Genomic DNA, 18694 nt, shown 5'->3' with positions numbered 1-18694 from the left:
GAGCCCGGAGGAGTAGGCGGGAGGGCCTGCGGTTCCGCCCCCAGGGCGATGTGACAACCGGGGCGGAAGCGCACCATGGATACATGAGCACCGCAACCTTCACCTCGATCCGGGGCGGCCGCCCTAGCGGCGCCACCGCCACCTCCGACTCCCCTCCCCGCCATGTGGTGGGCAACGCCCTGCGCGCCGCGAAGGTCTTCGCGGCGGCGGCGGTGAGCGTCATCGTCCTGGGCGAATACGGCGAGGACGCCGGCGTCATACGCCGCTGACCAGCGGCCCGGCTGCGCCGCGCAGCGGGCTGGCCGGATAGCGGCGGAGGGGGCGCGGTGATCCACTAGGGTCACGCGCGTGACCCGGAGCTTCCATCCCAGCCCCCCGCCGTCGCCCTTGACAGGCGTACTGGTCACGGGCCCGCTCCTCGTGCTCGGCGTGCTCGGCATTGCGCTGCGCATCCCGATCGCCGACCGCCTCGTCGACGGGTTCTGCGCCGCCGAGTGGCGCCCTCCCGCCGCGTACCCGCCGTTCGCGGCGATCCTGTTCACACCGGCCGCGTGGCTGCCCGTCGGCGTCCTGAAGGCCGTCTTCGTCCTCGGCAACGCAGGGCTGCTCGCCCTGCTGATCCTGATGTCCTGCCGCCTCGCGGGACTGCGGGCCCGGCCCGCGCCCGTCCTGGCCGCCACCATCGCCGGGCTGTGGGCGGAACCGCTCTTCCAGAGCCTGCTCGCCGGGCAGGTCAACCTGGCGCTCGCCTGCCTGGTCCTGTGGGACCTGCGCCGGCCCCGCGCCGCGCTCGGCAAGGGCTTCGCGCTGGGCACGGCCGCCGGGATCACCCTGGCCCCGGCGCTGTTCATCCCGTACCTGCTGCTGACCGGCCGGATCCGGGCCGCGCTGACGGCACTGGGCGCCTTCGCCGGTACCGCCCTGCTCGGGCTGCTCGTCCTCCCGCAGGCCTCCGCAGAGTTCTGGGCCCGGCACCTGCCCGCCTCCGGCCGGGCCCTGCTGCTGGACTGGCCGTACCTGTGGGTCTGGTCCGTCCCCCTGCTCGCCCTCCTGACCCGGTCGGTGACGGCCCGCCGCCCGGCCCCGAAGCCCGGCCTCGTCCTGGTCCCCGTACGAAGGTCACCCCTCGGGCAGCAGGATGTCCGCGTCGTCGAAGATCCGCAGCACCACGAGCAGCAGGCGCCCGCGCGACACCATGTACTCGGCCACGATCTGTGAGGTCAGCCGGATCTCGCGATCCTGCTCGCCGGGCCCTATCGACTGGGACAGCTCGGTGTAGGGGTCGCGGGCCAGGATGTCGACGGCCTTGTCGAAGGACGCACGGCGCGCGGGGTCCAGACGGTCCCGGGCCTGGCCCGCCGACTCCGTGTAGAGGACCTCGTAGATCTCCTGGTGCGCCATGCGCCTCTCCTTGCCGGACATACGTCCCTCCCAGCGTAGTGCTCGCGCCCGGCACCACGCCCGGAGTCGTTCGGTCGTTGGGTCGGTCAGTCGGTCAGTCGGTCGTCAGGAGTTCGTCGGCGTCCATGATCCGGTAGGCGTAGCCCTGTTCGGCGAGGAAGCGCTGGCGGTGCGCCGCGAAGTCCTGGTCGATCGTGTCGCGCGCGACGACCGAGTAGAACCGCGCCTCGTGGCCGTCCGCCTTCGGGCGCAGCACGCGGCCCAGGCGCTGGGCCTCCTCCTGCCGGGAGCCGAAGGTGCCGGACACCTGGATCGCGACCGTGGCCTCGGGCAGGTCGATGGAGAAGTTCGCGACCTTCGACACCACCAGCACGCTGATCTCGCCCTCGCGGAACGCGTTGAAGAGCTTCTCCCGCTGGGCGTTGGAGGTCTCGCCCTTGATGACGGGCGCGTCCAGGTGCTCGCCGAGCTCGTCGAGCTGGTCGATGTACTGCCCGATGACCAGCGTCTGCTCGCCCCGGTGCTTGGCGACGAGCGCCTCGGTGACCTTCCGCTTCGTCGCCGTCGTCGCGCAGAAGCGGTACTTCTCCTCCGTCTCGGCGGTCGCGTACGCGAGCCGCTCCGACTCCGTGAGGTTCACGCGGACCTCGACACAGTCCGCCGGGGCGATGTAGCCCTGCGCCTCGATCTCCTTCCACGGCGCGTCGAACCGCTTCGGGCCGATGAGCGAGAACACGTCCGACTCGCGGCCGTCCTCGCGGACCAGCGTCGCGGTCAGGCCGAGCCGCCGCCGCGCCTGCAGGTCGGCGGTGAACTTGAACACCGGCGCCGGCAGCAGGTGCACCTCGTCGTAGAGGATCAGCCCCCAGTCCCGGGAGTCGAACAGCTCCAGGTGCGGGTAGATGCCCTTCCGCTTCGTCGTCAGGACCTGGTACGTGGCGATGGTGACCGGCCGGATCTCCTTGCGGGTGCCGGAGTACTCGCCGATCTCCTCCTCCGTCAGCGAGGTCCGCTTGACCAGCTCGTGCTTCCACTGCCGGGCCGAGACGGTGTTCGTGACCAGGATCAGCGTGGTCGCCTTGGCCATCGCCATGGCCCCGGCACCGACCAGCGTCTTGCCGGCGCCGCAGGGCAGCACGACCACGCCCGAGCCGCCGTGCCAGAAGCCCTCGACGGCCTGCTGCTGGTACGGCCGCAGCGCCCAGCCGTCCTCGACGAGGTCGATGGCGTGCGCCTCGCCGTCGACGTACCCGGCAAGGTCCTCGGCCGGCCAGCCCAGCTTCAGCAGGGTCTGCTTGATCTGCCCGCGCTCGGAGGGGTGCACGGCGACGGTGTCGGGGTCGAGCCGGGCCCCGACCAGCGGGGCGATCCGCTTGGACCGCAGGATCTCCTCGAGCACCGGCCGGTCGGTGCTGGTCAGGACCAGCCCGTGGACGGGGTGCTTGGAGAGGGTGAGGCGGCCGTAGCGCGCCATGGTCTCGGCGACGTCGACGAGCAGCGCGTGCGGGACGGGGTAGCGGGAGAACTCGACGAGCGCATCGACGACCTGCTCGGCGTCGTGTCCCGCGGCCCGGGCGTTCCACAGGCCGAGCGGGGTGATCCGGTACGTGTGGATGTGCTCGGGGGCCCGCTCGAGCTCGGCGAAGGGGGCGATGGCCCGCCGCGCGGCACCGGCGAGCTCGTGGTCGACCTCGAGGAGGAGTGTCTTGTCGCTCTGGACGATGAGAGGCCCGTTCACAAACGTCCCTTTCCTGCGGGGGGTGGCTGCCCGGGCGCGGACGGCCAAACCTCCAGTCTGCCGTATCCGCGCCCGGTTCAGGAGGTCCCGCTGCTGCCGTGGCCGTCCCGGTCGGCCAGCAGGGCCTCCCGAAGGCTGCGGGCCCTTTGGATGAGTTGTCCGTCGCCCTCGGAGACGGCGGCTTCGAGCAGCTCGGCGTTGGCGCTCAGGGCCTCCTCGTGGCGGCCGGCACGGCTCAGGTGCAGGGTCAGATTGTGCAGAGCCTCGACCGCCTTGCGCATCTGACCGAGGCTGCGCAGAAGGTTTACTGCGGCCGAGGTGGTGGCGATCGCTTCGTCCAGGCGTCCGGCTCGCTCCAGGACAGTGCCGAGGTTGGTGAGGGCCATGGCCCGGTTGTGCTGGTCCGCATCCGGTTCGATGGTTTCGGCGACGCCGCGCAGCAGGTCGATGGCCTCCTGGAAACGGCCCACCTCGCCGTAGGCCAAGGCGAGGTTGTTCTGCGTCTGGCTCGTCCAGTGGGTCTCGCCGGTCGGCAACAGGACAGCCAGCGCTGCTTCCAGCCACGCCACGGCCTTCTCGTGGTCCCCCGCCTGGTAGTGGGCGAAACCGATGTTGCTGGATGCCAGACCTCGTGCGAAGTCGTCCTCTGTCTCTTCGGCCGCCGCAAGGGCCAGGGTGTGTGCCGCAATGGCCTCAGGGATCCTGCCGAGGGCGCTCAGGGACAGCCCCAGGTTGTTCAGGGTGACGCCTTCTCCGATGCAGTCACCGAGTGTCCGGCAAATCACGATGTCCTCCGAGAAGGCCCGGACGGCCTCCTCGTCCCGGCCCAGGTCGTGCAGGGCCATACCGAGGTTCGTGAGGGCCATGCCCCGGACGCCCGGCGGCGAGTCATCCGGGAGTTCCGCCAGTGCCCCCTGGAGCACGCGGACGGCGAGTTCGGGCTTGCGCTGCTCGACCAGTACGTGCCCCATGTTGATCAGAGTCTCGGCCGCCCCCTGGAAATGGCCCAGGTCGGCCAGGTGTTCCCCGGCCTGCCGGAAGGCCGCGAGTGCTTCATCGAGCCGGCGCAGTTCCACGAGGGCGATGGCCCGGTTGTTCATGATCTCGGCCACGGCGCCCTCGCGCTGCCGGGGGGCCACTGTCAGTGCCTCTGGCCGCATGGCGGCAAGAGCCAGGTCCAGCAGCCCGACCAGATCGGTCAGATGGCGGCGCCAGGACAGGAAGGGCATGAGCGAAAGGGCCAGGTGGACTTGGAACTTGGCGCCATCGGAGCCCAGGCCGGTGGCGGTGCGGGCGGCTGCGAGCAGGTTCTCGCGTTCCGCGTCCAGCCAGTCGAGCGCCGCGCGCCGGTCCGGGAAGCCGCTGCCTCCCTCCGCGACACGGGCTCGATGGTCCGCCTCGACAGCCGCCGGGTCCCCGTCGACGTGGGTCGAAGCCGCCCGCGCGGTGTTCGCGTAGTGAGAGAAGAGCCTGCTCAGTGCCTCCAGCCGGATCTCGTCGGAGTCCGTTGTACGGCTCAAGGCCTCGGCGTAGAGCCGTACCAGGTCGTGCATCCGCCAGCGGCCGTACGTACCGCCCGGCTCGATGAGGTGCGCACGGGCCAGGTCGAGGAGCACTCGCTCGGCGTCGAACTCGTCGAGCGCGCACAGCCGCGCTGCGGATTAGGTCGAGACGTCCGGGCCGGGACTGGCCGGGAGCAGGCGGAAGACGAGGGCTTGGTCGCTGCGGAGGTGCCGGTAAGAGAGTTCGAAGGCGCTCCGGACCGCGAGGTCCTCGCGGCTAAGGCGTTCCAGGCGGCGCCGCGTGTCCTCGAGCGCGTCGGCCATGGAACGCAGCGGTCGTGCCGGCAGGTCCGCCAGCAGAGCACTGATGATCCGCAGAGCCAGCGGGAGTTGCCCGCACAGGACGGATATCCTCTCGGCCGAAGCGGGGTCGTCGGCGACCCGGGTGTCTTCGAGCCCCCTGACCGTTCGCAGGCTTCGGCCGAGCAACGCGACCGCTTCGGGCGGGTCGAGCATGCGGAGTTCGTGGACGCGGGCGTCAAGGTCGCTGAGGGTGTGCCGTGATGTGATCTCCACGGTCACGCCGGTCTCCTCCAGCGTCTCCCGGGCCGCGCACTGCCCGATGGACTCGCCGAGCTCCATTTTCCCGCCGGGCAGCGCCCACATCCCGTTGTCGGTGCGCCGCTGCAGGAGAACACGCCCTTCGCGGTCCACGACGACCGCCGACGCCGCCGGCACCAGGCTGTTCGCCGCAGGAGCGTCCGGGTCGTCCTCGTAGTCACGCCTGGCCATGCGGCGGTCGTACCTCACGGAGGTCGATGGCGCACCCGCGGTCCCACAACTCCTCGACGTGCGCGGCGAACCGGTCGAACATGCCGCCCTCGCCCTGGCGGCGGAGGTGGAGGAGCGGGGAGTCGTGCCCGATGGCCCTGGCCAGGTGAGGCGTGACGAGCGCGTCGTCGTCGAAGCGGAAGACGCTCAGCCCGACGTGGTTCACGGCGTCGGCAGGGGCGCTGAAGCGCGCTTCGAGCCCCTCCAGGGGACCGAGGCGGGCCAGGTGCTCCAGGGTGATCCCGATCCGTGTGGAGACGGTCAGCGCGGCTGCCTCGACCTCCTCGCGCTGCCGGCTGGTCTCGCCGTCAGGGTCCCCGATCAGGAAACGCACCCGGCACCCGTTCTCGGCCTTCCGGCGGACGAGGCCCGCGAAGTCGGGGACCTGCGTCCAGAAGAAGTAGTTGGTGTACCCGCCGAGGAGGATGTCCCGCGTCGCGTCGCGGGCCACTCGCGCCCACGTGGTGGAGGGGCAGGCGGACCGGTAGGGGTACGAGCTGACCAGCTCGCGGTCATGACCGACCTTGACTCGTGTGGTGACTGCCTCGGGCCAGATCATCTGCTCGTCCACTCCCAACACCTGGCACGCGTCGTGCCGGTTCCGCGCGTGTGGCGTGAGCGCCTCGTCAGCGATCCAGCGTTCCACGCTCTTCACGGTGACGCCCACTCGGGCCGCCAGTTGCCTGGGGGTCACTTTTGCTTCCGCCATAGCGTCCCGCAAGGTCGTGTTCAAGAACTCCCCCAGCGACGTTTGGGCCTTCCTGCACCGTACTGCCAGACACCTCAACTGTCCGTGATACGGCCTGGATACGTCCGACAGGGCTGGCAACCATGGCGTCGTCGGCAGACCGTGAGCGGAAGGCAAGCCAATGGTGCGGAACAGCGCGACAGACGCGCGCCAGTGGGAGTACCTCACCTACGCGCCGCAGGGCGAGCAGTGCCCTGCGTGCCGAAGGACCATCGAATCCTTGGAACCGGTGAAGAGGGGAACGCTGGAACGAGCGTCGGGGCAGGCGGTCGTCGTCTACCGCCACACCAGGTGCCCCCTGGAGTCCGAGTGAGCGCGCGGGAACGCGCCGGCCAGGGTTCCGTCGCGGTCCACGACGGGGAGTTGTGTGAGCCGGTGCCTGTCAGGGGCTGCGGGGTGTGCCAGGTGCTGGTCCAGGACCGAGAGCTGGCGTGGAAGGTCGGCAATCTGGAGGCCGTGGCCGAGCAGAACGCCGTTCTGCGCAGTCACCACCCGCACGGGCAGACCCAAGGCGGAAATCCCGGCGACGGCGGGCTGGACGGTTCGTAGGGTCGGGGGATGGATGATCGACCTTCTTTTGTGCCGGACGGGTTCGACGTGCCGCTCACGTTCGTAGGCGACGGGTTCCGGCTGGAGCCGTTGGGGGAGCGGCACAATGCGCGCGATCTCGCCGCCTGGAGCGGGAGCATCGCGCACGTGCGGGCCACGCCCGGGTTCCAGGGGCGGAACTGGCCGCCGCCGGAAGGGATGACCGCGGAGGCGAACCTCGCCGACCTGGCCCGGCACGCGCGGGACTTCGCGGCCCGTACGGGGTTCACGTACAGCGTCCTGGACGGTGACGAGGTCATCGGCTGCCTCTACATCTACCCGGGGAAGGAGGCGCCCGAGCGGGTGCACGTCAGCTCCTGGGTACGGGCGGACCGGGCCCCGCTCGACAAGGTGCTGTACGCCGCCGTCACGCGCTGGCTCGCCGAGGTGTGGCCGTTCGAGGAGGAGCGGATCGACTACGCGACCCGGTGAACGCGGAAGGGGCCCGGCACGTGGTGTGGTGTGCCGGGCCCCTTCCGGGTGTTGCGGGTGATCAGACGCGCGTGGCGCGGCGGCGACGGGCGCCGAGCCAGGCGGCAGCCCCGCCGAGGACGACGAGGGCGGCGGCCAGGCCGGAGTACAGACCGGTGTCGGAGCCGGCGCCGGTCTTCGCGAGGGTGCCCGTGGAGCCGGTGGCCTTGGTGTTGGAGTTGGAGTTGCCGGCGGCGGCCGTGGTGGCGGACGCCGAGGGCGACGCGCTCGCGGACGGCTGCGTGGTGGCGGACTTGCTCGGGGTCGGCGACGGCGACGGCGACGTGGTCGCGGTGGGCGGGGTGAGCTGGAACTTCGTGTCGGCGCCGGCGAACTCGTAGGTGTTGCCTTCGGCGAGGCCGACACCCGCGTGCAGGGTGACGTCGGTGGCCTTCTTGAAGTCCGTGTTCGGGCCGAACGAGGCCCGCAGGCGCAGGACGCGCTCGCCGGAGGCGGCGCTGAAGCCCTTCGGGATCGTCGGCAGCATGAAGTTGTAGGGGTCGGCGGTGCTCAGGCCCTCCCACTTGCCGTCGACCAGCGTCCACAGCTGGAGGTTGGGCACGTTGACCTGGGAGCCGAAGTTCAAGTCCAGCCAGGTGTACAGCGCCGTGTTGAACTCGCCGTCGCCGGTGACCCGGTAGCTCAGGTCCATCTCCCGGCACTGGAGCGCCGGAACGCCCTTGCAGTCGCCGATGTTCTTGAAGGAGGTCTCCAGCTTGCCGGGCTTGACCGCCGGGTCCGTCTTGAAGGTCAGGGACGGGGAGCCGCCCTCCGCCACCTCGTTCTGGTAGCTGGTGGCGCGCAGCGAGAAGTCGCCGTCGTTGGTCGGGTAGCTCTTGCCGAGGCCGATCGTGACCTTCCAGGTCAGCTTCCCGCCCGCCGGGATCTCGAAGCCCTCGCCGCCGCCCTTGCCCGCCGGGTGGAACATGCCCTGCCATTCGCCGTCCTGCTGCCCGATGAAGGACTCGGTCGCCGGCGCGGTCACGCCCTCGACCTTGAAGGACACGTCGGCCTGCTGGAGCGGGCTCGCGCCGGTCGGCGTGCCGATCATCCACGGGTGGTACGAGTGGGGCTTGTCCGAGGGGTTGGCGACCGTCAGCTCGAAGGTCTCCGTCGCGCCGCCGCGGGTCAGCGGGCCGCTCGGCGCCGGGGCGCCCATCGTGATCTTCAGCGCGTGCTGGTTGCCGGCCTCGGCCGGGGCGGCGTACGCCGACAGCGGCATCAGGACGGTACCGGCGACGGCGGCGACGACGGCGGTGGCGGCCGCGGAGCGGAGGTTGAGGCGGGTGGCGGTGCGAGCGGACATGGTGGACTCCCCCCAAGGAATCACGAAGGCAGGCGAGCAGCGCAGAGCGGCGGCGGCCGGCGGAACAGACGGAAGAGACGTGCGAGATGCCGCGGCAGATCGCCGGGGCGGGTGGTGCTGGGTGTCGCTCTCGCGCCGGTTCGTTTTCCCTCGGCCGCTGCTGCGATGAACTGATCTTCACACATCGTGGATCACTAATCCATCGCCCGTCTGTCACCGCTGTGCAACAGGAACCGGAGGCCCCCTCCACCCCTCTGAGCTGGGAAAACGAGGCTTCGCATTCCGTTTCGTGCGCCCCGGATCCGCTACGCGCCCAGGTGCTCCAGTGACCCCGCCGGATACGGGGTCTCCACGGGCAGCAGAGCCCGCGCCGCGGCCTCGTCGCCGGACCGGACCAGGCCGTGGATCTCGCGGGCCAGCGGGGTCACGTCGCGGATGGCGACCGTCCACTCGTCGGCGTACGCGCGCGAGGCCGGCCCGGACAGGCCCAGCTGGAGCGAGCGGTGGGCCAGCGGGTTCAGGTGCAGGTCGCGCTCCGGGTCCCACTGGACGCGGGCGGGGGACTCGCGCAGGGCCTGCTGCCAGGCCTCCCGGTCGGTGTGCGTGCCGCGTTCGAAATGGGACAGGCAGGCGTGGCGCAGCGCGTGGTCGAAGCCCTCACGGGTGATCTCGACGGCCAGCACCGTCTCCTGGTCGGCCTTGGCGGCCCAGCCGCAGCGGTACATCATCCACAGGAACGACGGCTTGATCCACGTCATGCGCTCCCGCTTCCAGGCGGGCGGGAACCGGCCGTCGCGGGCCGCGGGCACGCCCAGCCGGGGCGCGTACGCCTGGTAGACGGTGACGGTGGTGTCGGTGTGGGCCGCGCGGATCTGCCGGTCCGGGACCCATACCTGACTCTTCATTACTTGCATGAGGCCAGGGTGCGGGGTGGAAACCCTGCGCTGCGAGCCGTTTTCCACCGGCGGACCGCGCTACAGGTGCTCCTCCGCCAGCTCTGCGACCCCCGTGATCCGGTGCAGCGCGTACGTCCGGACCTCGTCCGCCGTGTGGTCGTACCCGGTGACGAAGCCGCCCTCGACCCGTACCGGGTCGATGACCCGCTGGCTCGCCGCGCCGTCCGCGTTCACGTACCCGATCCACACCGCCGACCCGGTCAGCGCGGCCGCCTGCACCGTGGCCAGGGTCTCCGCCGGGCTCGTGCGCGGGAGTTCGCCCGGGACGGCGGATGCCGCGACCGGCTCCTTGCGCACCGCCGTCGCCGCCAGGTCGCCCGCGCGGATGGCCCGTACGGCCGCCCCCAGCAGCGTCGAGTCCGGTACCGGCGGGCCGTCCGGCACCGGGACCGGCGCCGAACGAGCCGGGGTGCGGTGGGCGTCGGCCCGCGCGACGAGCACGTCGCCGGTACGGGACTCCGCGGCCGGCGCGTAGCCCATCGCCCGCAACCCGTCGAGCAGCGCGCCCGGTTCGGCCTGCGCGGCCAGGACGGTCGGGGCGAGGCGCCGCAGGCCCAGCCCGGCGGACCGCTTGTCGGCCAGGATCTCGTTCAGCATGCCGTCGTCGTCGCAGCGCACGTACGAGGACGCCGCGCCGACCCGCAGGTGCCCGTGCCGCCGGGCCACGTCGTCGATCAGGTACGCCAGCGGCTGCGGGACCGGGGTGATGCTGTGCTCGGCGAGGAAGGCGTGCAGGTCGGAGGCGGTCCGCCCGGAGTCCAGGGACCGGCGTACGGAGCCGGGCGTGAAGCGGTAGACGGTCGCCCCGCCCTTGGACTCCACGTCCGCGAGCACGGCCAGCACATCGCCGAGCGCCCGGCGCAGCGGCCCGGGCGCCACCGCCGTCAGGTCGGCCTGGAGCAGTACGTGGTCCACGGGCTCCGGAAGCAGCGGTGCCAGCAGCGGCGCCGGGTCGCGGTGCTCCAGCAGCGCGCGGCCGTGCGCGGCGAGCGCGCCGCGGCCGGTGACGCCGAGCACCTCGGCCTCGGTCAGCGTCCACTGCGCGAGGCGGGCGCGCAGCCCGCTCGTCCCCCGTACGGGGCGCTCCCAGGCGAGCCGGGCGAGGAGGGGGTCCGGGGCGGCGGAGCCGCCCTCGGGCAGGGCGGCGAGGAGTTCGAGGACGCGCCGGCGCACCTCGGGGGCGGCGGAGCGGTCGAGTTCGGGGCCCAGCACGGAGAGGGTGCGGCCCTTGGAGTCCTGATCGCCGACCAGGCCGGCGGTGCGGGTGGCCGGCAGCCAGGCCGCGGCCAGGGCCGACCACTGCTCGGCGGGCAGGAGTTCGAGCCAGTCGTCGAAGGCGGGGGTGGGCGCGTACCGCTCGTCCGCCTCCCCGTCGCTGGCCAGCAGCCCGGCCGCGTAGGCGAGTTCGATCCAGAACGCGGCCGTCGCCTCGGTGACGTCCAGGGTGGCCGCGGTCCGCTTCAGGTCGCGTACGGACAGCCCGCCGGCCCGCAGCACCGGCGGCCCGGTGTGCTCCCAGGACTTCACCAGCTCCTCGACGGTGGACAGCGCGGCCAGCGCCTGGCCGGCCGCATTGGCGTCCACAAGCTGTGGACGGTGCTCGCGGTCTGCGGGCACCGCCGGGGCCACCGGCTCCGTCACCCGGTGCGCGAGGCCGCCGCGCAGGTGCAGCGCCACCTCGCGGGGCAGCACGACGGTCCGCGCCGACGCCGGCAGCAGCAGCCCGTGGTCGCGCAGCCAGCGCACGGGCGCGGTCGGGTTCGGCGTGACCTCCCCGTACGGCGGCCCCCACACGAGCCGGCCGAGTACCTGGTGGGCCTCCGCCGGAGCCTCGTCCAGCAGCGCCGACATCCGCTCCGGATCGGCGAACAGGCCGGTCAGCGCGGTCACGGCGGACACCGGGTCGTGCGTGGCGGGCAGCCCGGCGGCGGCCACGATCTCCTGGACCCGGGTCGGCGACATCCCGGCGGTGGCCTCGGCGACGGTCGGGCCGAGGCCCGTGGGGGAGGGCCGGCCGGCGGACGGTGCGAGCAGTTCGCGGGCGGTGCGGACCAGCCGGAGCCGCTCGTCGTCGCCCCAGACCAGCGCCTGGTCCCGCAGGGTGGCCAGGGCGCGCGGGAGTTCGGCGCGGGCGCCGTTGTCCTCGCCTGTGGAGCCGTGCTCGCCGGCCAGCAGCGACTCCAGCACCGGGTACGGGCACGGGTCCGGGGCCACCGCGAGGGCCTCCGCGGTCTGCAGCGCGAACCGGTCGAGCCGGTCCAGCGCGCGGACCACCGAGGCCCGGGTGCCGGCCCGGGTGGCCAGCTGGGTCATGTCGCCCGGCACCGGGCCGAGCAGGTCGGGGCGGGCGTGCAGCAGGGCGGCGAGCGATGCGTCGTCGCGGGCGCGCAGCGCCTCGGCGAGGGAGCGCGGGGCGCTGCTCGCTGTGGCGCTTCCCGCAGCACTGCTTGGCTCAGGCACGGTCGCCTCCATGGTCGCGTCGGCCGGTCCCCATCCGGCCAACGGTATCCGCTGCGCCCTCGGCCGCTCCACGGGCGCACGCGCTACCTTTCGAGAGGGTGGTACGGGAGGAGCGGGGCGTGGGGATCGAGAGCGACCATCTGGTCTACGAATATCTGAGCCGGGTCGGGGACTTGGCGCAGCGGCGGCAGCTGTCCTCCGGGGACCGGATGCGGCTGGTGGCGGGGCTGCGGGACGAGATCGACCGTCGGCGCGCCAAGTACGAGCCGGAGACGCCGGCGGCCGTCCGCCGCATCCTGGAGCGGATCGGCACGCCGGAGGAGATCCTCGACGGCATGGGCGCGTCCCCGGCCCCGGTGACGCCGGCCGCCACCCCCGACCGGGCACCGGCGGTGCCGACCCAGCGGGGGCCCGGCCGGCTGCGCCGCAAGACGGTGCCGCCGCCGCGCCCGGCGGACGGCGCGCCCGCGCCGCCGCACCTGGCCGGGCTCGACGAACTCGGCTCCGACGGCGGGGCGGAACCCGACTGGTGGCGGGTCGCTCCTGGGCCGTACGGCGCCGGGCCGCAGGTGGAGGGCTTCGCGGGCGGGGTGGAGATCCCGGAGCTGTTCAGGGAGCCGGAAGGGGGGAAGCCGGCGTCCGCGGCGGGTCCGGCCGGCGCGCCGGCCGCCGAAGAGACGTCCGGCGTACGGGGCCTCGTACGGTTCCTGAAGCAGCGCCGGCAGGCCAAGTCGGCCGCGGCCGCGGCGGATCCTGAGAAGGCGCCCGAGGCGGCCGCCGCCCCGCGTCCGAAGCCGCACGCCTTCCTGCTGCTGGCCGCGGTCGTGCTCGTGGCGGGCGCGGTCACCGGGTCCTGGCTGCTGCTGATCGGCGGCTGGCTGCTGGCGTACGCCTCGCGTGTGCTGGGGCCGACGGAGCGCAAGGTGGTCGTGTTCGGGCTGCCGGGGGCCGTGTTCGCGGGCGCGGTGGTGTGGCTCTGGGGCCGGCTCGAGGGGCGCTGGGGGGCGCCGCTCACGGACGAGGGCCTCGGCGGGGTCTTCCAGGGCATGTGGCCCTGGCTGGCCAGGGCCGCGGCCGTCGCCTCCGCGCTCTACCTGGCCTGGCGCTCCCGCCGCCGCTGAGCCGCTACGCGGACGGGCTCCACGGGGAGGACGGGACGATCGGCGGGGAGCCCGTCACCGGGTCGGGGATGACGATCGCATCGAGGCCGAAGACCTCGTGCACCAGCTCGGCGGTCACCACCGAGGACGGCGGGCCCTCCGCGACCACCCGGGTGCCGGCTGGGCAACACTCAGTTCCGCTCGGTCCATCAGAGACGCCAAGTCTGCGTTCCCGCCCGTCCACCCCGGCTCGGCACAATGGACGTATGAGCTCCGAGACCCCCACCGTGCCCGCCCAGCTGACCGTCGGCTTCGACCTCGACATGACCCTTATCGATTCGCGCCCCGGTATCAAGGCCGCCTACCAGGCACTTTCCGCCGAGACGGGCACGTTCATCGATGCGGACGAGGCGGTCACGCGGCTCGGTCCGCCGCTGGACGAGGAGCTCGCGTACTGGTTCCCGCAGGCGGAGATCCCCGCCATGGCCGACCGCTACCGGGAGATCTATCCCACGTACGCCATCGAGCCGACGCCCGCGATGCCCGGCGCCCGCGAGGCGATCGAGGCCGTCCAGGCGCTCGGCGGCCGCGCGATCGTCGTCACGGCCAAGCACGAGCCCAACGCCCGGCTGCACCTCGCGCACCTCGGCATCGAGCCGGACGCGGTCATCGGCTGGCTGTGGGCCGAGGCCAAGGCGGGCGCGCTGCGCGAGTACGGGGCGCAGGTCTACGTCGGCGACCACGTGGGCGACGTACGCGGCGCCCGTACGGCCGGCGCGCTGTCGGTGGCGGTCCCGACCGGCCCGTGCCCCGAGCCGGAACTGCGCGAGGCGGGCGCGGACGTGGTGCTGCCGGACCTCACGGCGCTGCCGCAGTGGCTCGCGGAGTACGTCCGCACGCAGACCGTCTGATCTGGCTTAGGCCAGGGCTAGGCCTGGGAGGCGCGGGCGGCCCGGCGCTGGGCCGCGGCCGAGCGCAGCACACCCGCCGCCGAGATGGCGAAGCCGACGCCCATCAGCATGCAAACGGCCCACGCGTACGACGGGAACGGGTCCGTGTGCAGGAACAGCGGGGCCATCGTCACGAGGGTGGCCACGGCGCCGGCGATGAACACGATGCCGCCGGCGCGCACCAGGCCGTCGCCGGGCCGCGCTTCGTCGGAATGAGGAGTAACAGTCACCCCACCAGGGTAGTTCCCTGGCCGAAGAAGCCGACAGCGCAGCCCACAGCGAAGAGCCGGCGAAGGACCGGGGAACGTCTTGTCACCAGTCGATCGCCCACTAGCCTGGATACAGCGGGTCACCATGACCCGCTGCGCTGTTGTCCGGACCCGCTGTGCGGCGTACCGGACCCCGACGAGCACAAGGACAGAGGACGGACGTGCCTACCGGCAAGGTCAAGTGGTTCAACAGTGAGAAGGGCTTCGGCTTTCTCTCCCGCGACGACGGCGGTGACGTCTTCGTCCACTCGTCGGTGCTCCCGGCCGGGGTCGACGCACTCAAGCCCGGCCAGCGCGTCGAGTTCGGCGTCGTCGCCGGACAGCGCGGTGACCAGGCGCTTTCCGTGACAGTGCTGGACCCGGCGCCCTCCGTCGCGGCCGCGCAGCGCCGCAAGCCCGACGAGCTGGCCTCGATCGTGCAGGACCTCACGACCCTGCTGGAGAACATCACTCCGATGCTGGAGCGCGGCCGTTACCCCGACAGGGTGCACGGCACGAAGATCGCCGGTCTGCTGCGCGCGGTTGCCGACCAGCTCGACGTCTGAGCCCGTACGCACGACGGTGCCCCGGCCTTCGCAAGAGGGCCGGGGCGCCGTCGTATCCGCCTGGAACGGCCTTACGGGAAGGCCAGCGCATCCGGTGCGATGGCCGGTACCAGACCCTCGGCCGCGGCCCGCGTCAACAGCCCGCGCACCGCCGCGTACCCGGCATCGCCGAGGTCGGCGGTGAACTCGTTGACGTACAGCCCGATGTGCTGGTCGGCGACGGCCGGGTCCAGCTCCTGCGCGTGGGCGCGGACGTACGGGCGCGAGGCCTCCGGGTCGTCCCAGGCCATCCGCACCGACGTACGGGCCGACTCGGCCAGCGCGTGCAGGGTCTCGGCGCCCAGCGAGCGCTTGGCGATGATCGCGCCCAGCGGGATCGGCAGCCCGGTCGTGGACTCCCAGTGCTCGCCCATGTCGGCCAGGCAGTGCAGCCCGTAGTCCTGATAGGTGAACCGGGCCTCGTGGATGACCAGCCCGGCGTCCACCCGGCCGTCGCGGACGGCCGGCATGATCTCGTGGAACGGCAGTACGACGACCTTGCCGACGCCCTCCGGCAGCACGTCCGCCGCCCACAGCCGGAACAGCAGGTAGGCGGTGGAGCGTTCGCTCGGCACGGCGACGGTCTTCCCGGCCAGGTCCAGGCCCGGCTCGCGGGTCAGGCTGCGATCTCTCACCAGCACAAGAGGCCCGCAGCCGCGTCCCAGCGCCCCGCCGCAGGGCAGCAGCGCGTACTCCTCCAGCACCCAGGGCAGCACGGCGTACGACACCTTCAGCACGTCCAGCTCGCCGCGCTCGGCCATGCCGTTGGTGATGTCGATGTCGGCGAAGGTGACGTCGAGGCCGGGCGCGCCCGGGACGCGCCCGTGGGCCCAGGCGTCGAAGACGAAGGTGTCGTTCGGACAGGGCGAATAGGCGATCTTGACCGCCGGATTCGGCTCACGACTCATGTCGGTGCTCTCCCCAATGGACGAGTACGGGCCCCAGGGCGCGGAATCCGGCGGTGAGCGCGGCCAGCGCGTCCCCGATCCGCCAGGCGTCGCGGTCGCGGGGGCCGACGGCGTTGGACACGGCGCGGATCTCCAGCACGGGCAGCCCGTGCGCGGCGGCCGCCTCCGCGACCCCGAAGCCCTCCATGGCCTCGGCCCCGGCGAGCGGATGCCGGGCGGCGAGCAGGGCCGCGCGGTCGGCGGTGCCGGTGACGGTGGAGACGGTCAGCACGGGCGCGAGCAGTGCCCCGGTGGCCTCGGCGGCGCGGGCGGCGAGCTCGGCGGGCGGCAGGTGCACGCTGTGCCCGAAGCCGAGCTGCTGTACGTCGAGGAAGCCGTCGGGGGTCTCGGCCCCGAGGTCGGCGGCGACGACGGCGTCGGCGACCACGAGGGAGCCGACGGGGGCGGCGGGCCGGAACCCGCCGCCGATGCCGGCGGAGACGACGAGGGAGTAGTCGGCGAGCGCGAGCGCGGTGGCCGTGGCGGCCGCGGCGGCGGCCGGCCCCACCCCGCCGACGAGCACGTCGGCGGCGAGGCCGGGCAGATCCCGCCGGGAGAGGAGGTACCCGCCGGGAAGGGCGCGCGGCTCCGGTGTCACCGGGTCCGCATGAGGGGTGAGACCGGCGGCGACGGAGTCTGCCTCCGCCGCCACCGCGGTCACGATGAGCGCGCGCACCGTCGGTACGTGGCTACTTGAGCTTGACGTTGTAGGCCCAGACGGCGAGGGGCTTGCCGTCCTCGGCCACCTGGACGATGTTCAGCTTCTTGGAGGACGGGGCCTCGCCCTGGCCACCGGTGGCGAAGAGGTCGGCGCCGGGGAAGCTGCGGTAGGTGTTGGAGGAGGGCTCGGTGATCGGCTGGCCGTCCAGGACTGCCTGCCACCGCTTGCCGTCCTCGACGACTTCCGGCTCGACACCGAGGCGCAGGGTGTCCCCGCGGCCGTACTCGATGGTCTTGGCGTCCTTCATGTCGGTGAGGCACTCCTGGACCTTGTCCATGGAGAGCTCCTTGTCATCGGAGCAGGCGGCCTCGGTGGACACCGACGACGTGCCGACCGTCACGGTCGCCAGCGGCGTCGGCTTGTCGCAGGCGGAGAGGAGGAGGAGGCCGGCGGACACGGCTCCGAGGGCCGCGACGCTGCGGCGGCCCCTACCCGAGAAAAGCGGTGCGGTCATGAGCCGAAGGCTATCGGGCCACCCGGCTCCACCGCCGCACGGGGGTGTCCGTGGCCTGCCGCGCGGCGCGCGGGCCTCCCGCCGGGGGCCGGTCAGGGCCTCACGCCACCCGGGGGCGGGAGGAGCCCGGGTGGCGGTGGCGGGGGGAGGTGAGGACGCCGCGGAGGGCCATCGTGGTGCCCGCCGCGACGATCGCCGCGGCCACGGCCATCCCCAGTACCCCGTTCAGCGGCAGCGCGATGCCGATCGCGCCGCCCAGCACCCACGCCACCTGGAGCAGCGTCTCCGAACGGGCGAACGCGGACGTCCGTACCGCCTCCGGCACGTCCCGCTGGATCATCGCGTCCAGCGACAGCTTCGCCAGCGCCTGGCAGAACCCGGCCGTGGCCCCCAGCACCGCCATGAACAGCCCGCTGAAGAACACCGCCGCCAGGACCGCGACCCCCAGGGTCACCGACAGCACCGCCGCGATGATCGTCTCCGGCGCCCGGGCCCGCAGCCAGGCGCCCACCGCCGTCCCGCACGCGTTCCCGACACCCGCCGAGACGCCCACGATGCCCAGCGACACCGCCGCGCTCTGCCCGGCGAGGGGGTGCTCCCGCAGCAGGAACGCCAGGAAGAAGATCAGGAACCCGGACAGTGCGCGCATCGACGCGTTCGCCAGCAGCCCGCACATGACCGACGGGCTGACCGTGCGCAGCCCCGGTTTACGTGAGTGCGGCTCGTGCGTGGACAGCCGGGCCCGCCGCTCGCCCTTCGCCTCGTCCACCTTGTGGGGCAGCGTGAACGCCGCGAACGTGCCCCAGATGAAGATGGCGCAGGCCCCGTACAGCGGCCACGGCGGCCCGATGGCGTGCAGCCCTGCCGCGACCGGCGCAGCCGCCGCCGTGGCGAGCAGGCCCGCCAGGGTGACCCGGGAGTTCGCCTTGACGAGTGAGAACTTCGGCGGGAGCAGCCGCGGCACCACCGCACTGCGGACCACCCCGTACGCCTTGGAGGCGACGAGCACGCCCAGCGCCGCCGGGTAGAGCTCCAGCCCGCCCGTGGCCACCGCGCCCGACATCATCACCGCGAGCAGCGCCCGCGCGAGCATCGCGCAGGCCATCGCGGCCCGCCGCCCGTGCGGCAGCCGGTCCAGCGCCGGGCCGATCACCGGGGCCAGCACGGTGAAGGGGGCCATGGTGATGGCCAGGTACAGGGCGACGCGGCCGCGTGCCTCGTCCGTGGGGACCGAGAAGAACACCGTCGAGGCCAGCGCCACGGTGATCATCACATCGCCGGCGCCGTTGATGGCGTGCAGCTCGATCAGCTTGCCGAGACCCGATTCGCCGGCCCCGTGCGCGTGCGTGGCCCGCCGGATCCCGCGGGCCGTACCGGTGAAGGGGCGGTGCAGGGCACGCCCGACGGCCCGGCCGGCCCGCCTGGCCGGTCCCGAGCCGTCACGGGACGACCGTACGGGTGCCACACTCGACATAGTGCCCCACGGACCCTGCCGGGTCCCGTCCCGGCGCGTTACGGGCGCCCGTCAGGTCGCCGTCGGGCTGTGGTCGGGACGCTGTCCGGGCGCCGTCCGGAGGGTGTAGGAGCGATGTCGGAGCGCGGGCTTGTCCGCGAATCGGACCTTGCATGTGGGCCCAAGGCTTCGGAGGAGGTAGCGTGCGTAGCGCG

General features: G+C 72.9%; 20 protein-coding genes and 1 pseudogene. 7 read left to right on the top strand and 14 right to left on the bottom strand.

Translation table 11 applies throughout. From position 1 onward, the window contains the following. Positions 1–83: 83 nt before the first annotated feature. Positions 84–269, top strand: coding sequence for a hypothetical protein (locus AB0M76_RS13865; protein ID WP_365953073.1), 186 nt, complete (start codon positions 84–86; stop codon positions 267–269). A 118-nt stretch (positions 270–387) separates the two neighbouring features. After that, complete coding sequence (locus tag AB0M76_RS13860; protein WP_365953072.1) at positions 388–1218, top strand: glycosyltransferase family 87 protein; 831 nt, start codon at positions 388–390, stop codon at positions 1216–1218. On the opposite strand, the gene AB0M76_RS13855 is transcribed toward AB0M76_RS13860, so the two are convergent. From AB0M76_RS13855 to AB0M76_RS13835, 5 genes are all read right to left on the bottom strand, one after another. Further along, positions 1120–1401: a hypothetical protein gene (locus AB0M76_RS13855; RefSeq protein WP_266995366.1), complete on the bottom strand. Its 282-nt coding sequence runs from the start codon at positions 1399–1401 to the stop codon at positions 1120–1122. The two genes, AB0M76_RS13860 and AB0M76_RS13855, sit on opposite strands and share 99 nt — an antisense overlap. 94 nt (positions 1402–1495) lie before the next feature. Then, the gene (locus tag AB0M76_RS13850) at positions 1496–3139 is read right to left on the bottom strand and encodes a DNA repair helicase XPB (RefSeq protein WP_266666053.1); all 1644 of its coding nucleotides are present in this window, start codon (positions 3137–3139) and stop codon (positions 1496–1498) included. A 77-nt stretch (positions 3140–3216) separates the two neighbouring features. Then, complete coding sequence (locus AB0M76_RS13845) at positions 3217–4755, bottom strand: tetratricopeptide repeat protein (RefSeq protein ID WP_365953071.1); 1539 nt, start codon at positions 4753–4755, stop codon at positions 3217–3219. Between the two features lie 45 nt (positions 4756–4800). After that, a complete protein-coding gene (locus AB0M76_RS13840) occupies positions 4801–5433 on the bottom strand; it encodes an NUDIX domain-containing protein (RefSeq protein ID WP_365953070.1) in 633 nt (210 codons plus the stop codon). Next, the gene (locus tag AB0M76_RS13835; RefSeq protein ID WP_365953069.1) at positions 5420–6166 is read right to left on the bottom strand and encodes an XRE family transcriptional regulator; all 747 of its coding nucleotides are present in this window, start codon (positions 6164–6166) and stop codon (positions 5420–5422) included. Before AB0M76_RS13835 ends, AB0M76_RS13840 begins: the two co-directional genes overlap by 14 nt. Positions 6167–6529: 363 nt before the next feature. On the opposite strand from AB0M76_RS13835, the gene AB0M76_RS13830 reads away from it, so the two are divergent. Together AB0M76_RS13830 and AB0M76_RS13825 are read left to right on the top strand one after the other, a co-directional pair. Beyond that, complete coding sequence (locus AB0M76_RS13830; protein WP_365953068.1) at positions 6530–6769, top strand: hypothetical protein; 240 nt, start codon at positions 6530–6532, stop codon at positions 6767–6769. Positions 6770–6778: 9 nt separating this feature from the next. Continuing rightward, positions 6779–7240, top strand: a complete 462-nt coding sequence (locus AB0M76_RS13825) for an N-acetyltransferase (protein WP_365953067.1) — start codon at positions 6779–6781, stop codon at positions 7238–7240. A gap of 61 nt (positions 7241–7301) precedes the next feature. Here AB0M76_RS13825 and AB0M76_RS13820 read toward each other — a convergent pair whose 3' ends face one another. The 3 genes from AB0M76_RS13820 to AB0M76_RS13810 form a co-directional block, all read right to left on the bottom strand. Then, complete coding sequence (locus tag AB0M76_RS13820; protein WP_365953066.1) at positions 7302–8585, bottom strand: LPXTG cell wall anchor domain-containing protein; 1284 nt, start codon at positions 8583–8585, stop codon at positions 7302–7304. Positions 8586–8890: 305 nt separating this feature from the next. After that, the gene (locus AB0M76_RS13815) at positions 8891–9499 is read right to left on the bottom strand and encodes a DUF4291 domain-containing protein (protein ID WP_365953065.1); all 609 of its coding nucleotides are present in this window, start codon (positions 9497–9499) and stop codon (positions 8891–8893) included. A gap of 60 nt (positions 9500–9559) precedes the next feature. Then, positions 9560–12001 carry a helicase C-terminal domain-containing protein gene (locus tag AB0M76_RS13810; protein ID WP_365953064.1) on the bottom strand — a complete coding sequence of 814 codons (2442 nt, stop codon included), beginning with the start codon at positions 11999–12001 and terminating at the stop codon, positions 9560–9562. 119 nt (positions 12002–12120) lie between these two features. Here AB0M76_RS13810 and AB0M76_RS13805 point away from each other — a divergent pair, with 119 nt between their 5' ends. Next, complete coding sequence (locus AB0M76_RS13805; protein WP_365953063.1) at positions 12121–13122, top strand: hypothetical protein; 1002 nt, start codon at positions 12121–12123, stop codon at positions 13120–13122. Between the two features lie 4 nt (positions 13123–13126). On the opposite strand, the pseudogene AB0M76_RS13800 reads toward AB0M76_RS13805, so the two are convergent. After that, positions 13127–13273: pseudogene (locus tag AB0M76_RS13800) on the bottom strand (cobalamin/Fe(3+)-siderophore ABC transporter ATP-binding protein); the annotation flags it as partial. Positions 13274–13367: 94 nt separating this feature from the next. Here AB0M76_RS13800 and AB0M76_RS13795 point away from each other — a divergent pair. After that, the gene (locus tag AB0M76_RS13795) at positions 13368–14012 is read left to right on the top strand and encodes an HAD family hydrolase (RefSeq protein ID WP_365953062.1); all 645 of its coding nucleotides are present in this window, start codon (positions 13368–13370) and stop codon (positions 14010–14012) included. Positions 14013–14029: 17 nt separating this feature from the next. Here AB0M76_RS13795 and AB0M76_RS13790 read toward each other — a convergent pair whose 3' ends face one another. Then, entirely contained in the window at positions 14030–14281 is a 252-nt protein-coding gene (locus AB0M76_RS13790) for a hypothetical protein (RefSeq protein WP_266666061.1), read from the bottom strand. A 200-nt stretch (positions 14282–14481) separates the two neighbouring features. On the opposite strand from AB0M76_RS13790, the gene AB0M76_RS13785 reads away from it, so the two are divergent. Next, entirely contained in the window at positions 14482–14865 is a 384-nt protein-coding gene (locus tag AB0M76_RS13785) for a cold-shock protein (RefSeq protein WP_136225748.1), read from the top strand. 71 nt (positions 14866–14936) lie between these two features. Here AB0M76_RS13785 and AB0M76_RS13780 read toward each other — a convergent pair whose 3' ends face one another. The 4 genes from AB0M76_RS13780 to AB0M76_RS13765 form a co-directional block, all read right to left on the bottom strand. Next, positions 14937–15812 carry a 1,4-dihydroxy-6-naphthoate synthase gene (locus tag AB0M76_RS13780; RefSeq protein ID WP_365953061.1) on the bottom strand — a complete coding sequence of 292 codons (876 nt, stop codon included), beginning with the start codon at positions 15810–15812 and terminating at the stop codon, positions 14937–14939. Then, positions 15802–16527 (bottom strand): futalosine hydrolase, encoded by a 726-nt coding sequence (locus tag AB0M76_RS13775; protein ID WP_365953060.1) that lies wholly within the window; start codon positions 16525–16527, stop codon positions 15802–15804. The genes AB0M76_RS13780 and AB0M76_RS13775 overlap by 11 nt, the downstream gene beginning before the upstream one ends. A gap of 13 nt (positions 16528–16540) precedes the next feature. Further along, positions 16541–17026 carry a DUF2771 domain-containing protein gene (locus tag AB0M76_RS13770; protein WP_266666064.1) on the bottom strand — a complete coding sequence of 162 codons (486 nt, stop codon included), beginning with the start codon at positions 17024–17026 and terminating at the stop codon, positions 16541–16543. A gap of 100 nt (positions 17027–17126) precedes the next feature. Next, a complete protein-coding gene (locus tag AB0M76_RS13765; RefSeq protein WP_365953059.1) occupies positions 17127–18500 on the bottom strand; it encodes an MFS transporter in 1374 nt (457 codons plus the stop codon). Between the last annotated feature and the right edge of the window lie 194 nt (positions 18501–18694).

It is taken from the genome of Streptomyces sp. NPDC051364 (assembly GCF_040682115.1).
Classification (GTDB): Bacteria; Actinomycetota; Actinomycetes; order Streptomycetales; family Streptomycetaceae; genus Streptomyces.
The sequence above is the reverse complement of the archived record's forward strand: the minus strand, read 5'-3'. Positions and strand labels throughout refer to the sequence as shown.

Bases quoted from the DNA above. Each gene is read 5' to 3' on its own strand.
- AB0M76_RS13780 (WP_365953061.1), bottom strand. From the start codon at position 15,812: ATGAGTCGTGAGCCGAATCCGGCGGTCAAGATCGCCTATTCGCCCTGT.
- AB0M76_RS13825 (WP_365953067.1), top strand. From the start codon at position 6,779: ATGGATGATCGACCTTCTTTTGTGCCGGACGGGTTCGACGTGCCGCTC.
- AB0M76_RS13840 (WP_365953070.1), bottom strand. From the start codon at position 5,433: ATGGCCAGGCGTGACTACGAGGACGACCCGGACGCTCCTGCGGCGAAC.
- AB0M76_RS13770 (WP_266666064.1), bottom strand. From the start codon at position 17,026: ATGACCGCACCGCTTTTCTCGGGTAGGGGCCGCCGCAGCGTCGCGGCC.
- AB0M76_RS13865 (WP_365953073.1), top strand. From the start codon at position 84: ATGAGCACCGCAACCTTCACCTCGATCCGGGGCGGCCGCCCTAGCGGC.
- AB0M76_RS13820 (WP_365953066.1), bottom strand. From the start codon at position 8,585: ATGTCCGCTCGCACCGCCACCCGCCTCAACCTCCGCTCCGCGGCCGCC.
- AB0M76_RS13765 (WP_365953059.1), bottom strand. From the start codon at position 18,500: ATGTCGAGTGTGGCACCCGTACGGTCGTCCCGTGACGGCTCGGGACCG.
- AB0M76_RS13815 (WP_365953065.1), bottom strand. From the start codon at position 9,499: ATGCAAGTAATGAAGAGTCAGGTATGGGTCCCGGACCGGCAGATCCGC.
- AB0M76_RS13795 (WP_365953062.1), top strand. From the start codon at position 13,368: ATGAGCTCCGAGACCCCCACCGTGCCCGCCCAGCTGACCGTCGGCTTC.
- AB0M76_RS13855 (WP_266995366.1), bottom strand. From the start codon at position 1,401: ATGGCGCACCAGGAGATCTACGAGGTCCTCTACACGGAGTCGGCGGGC.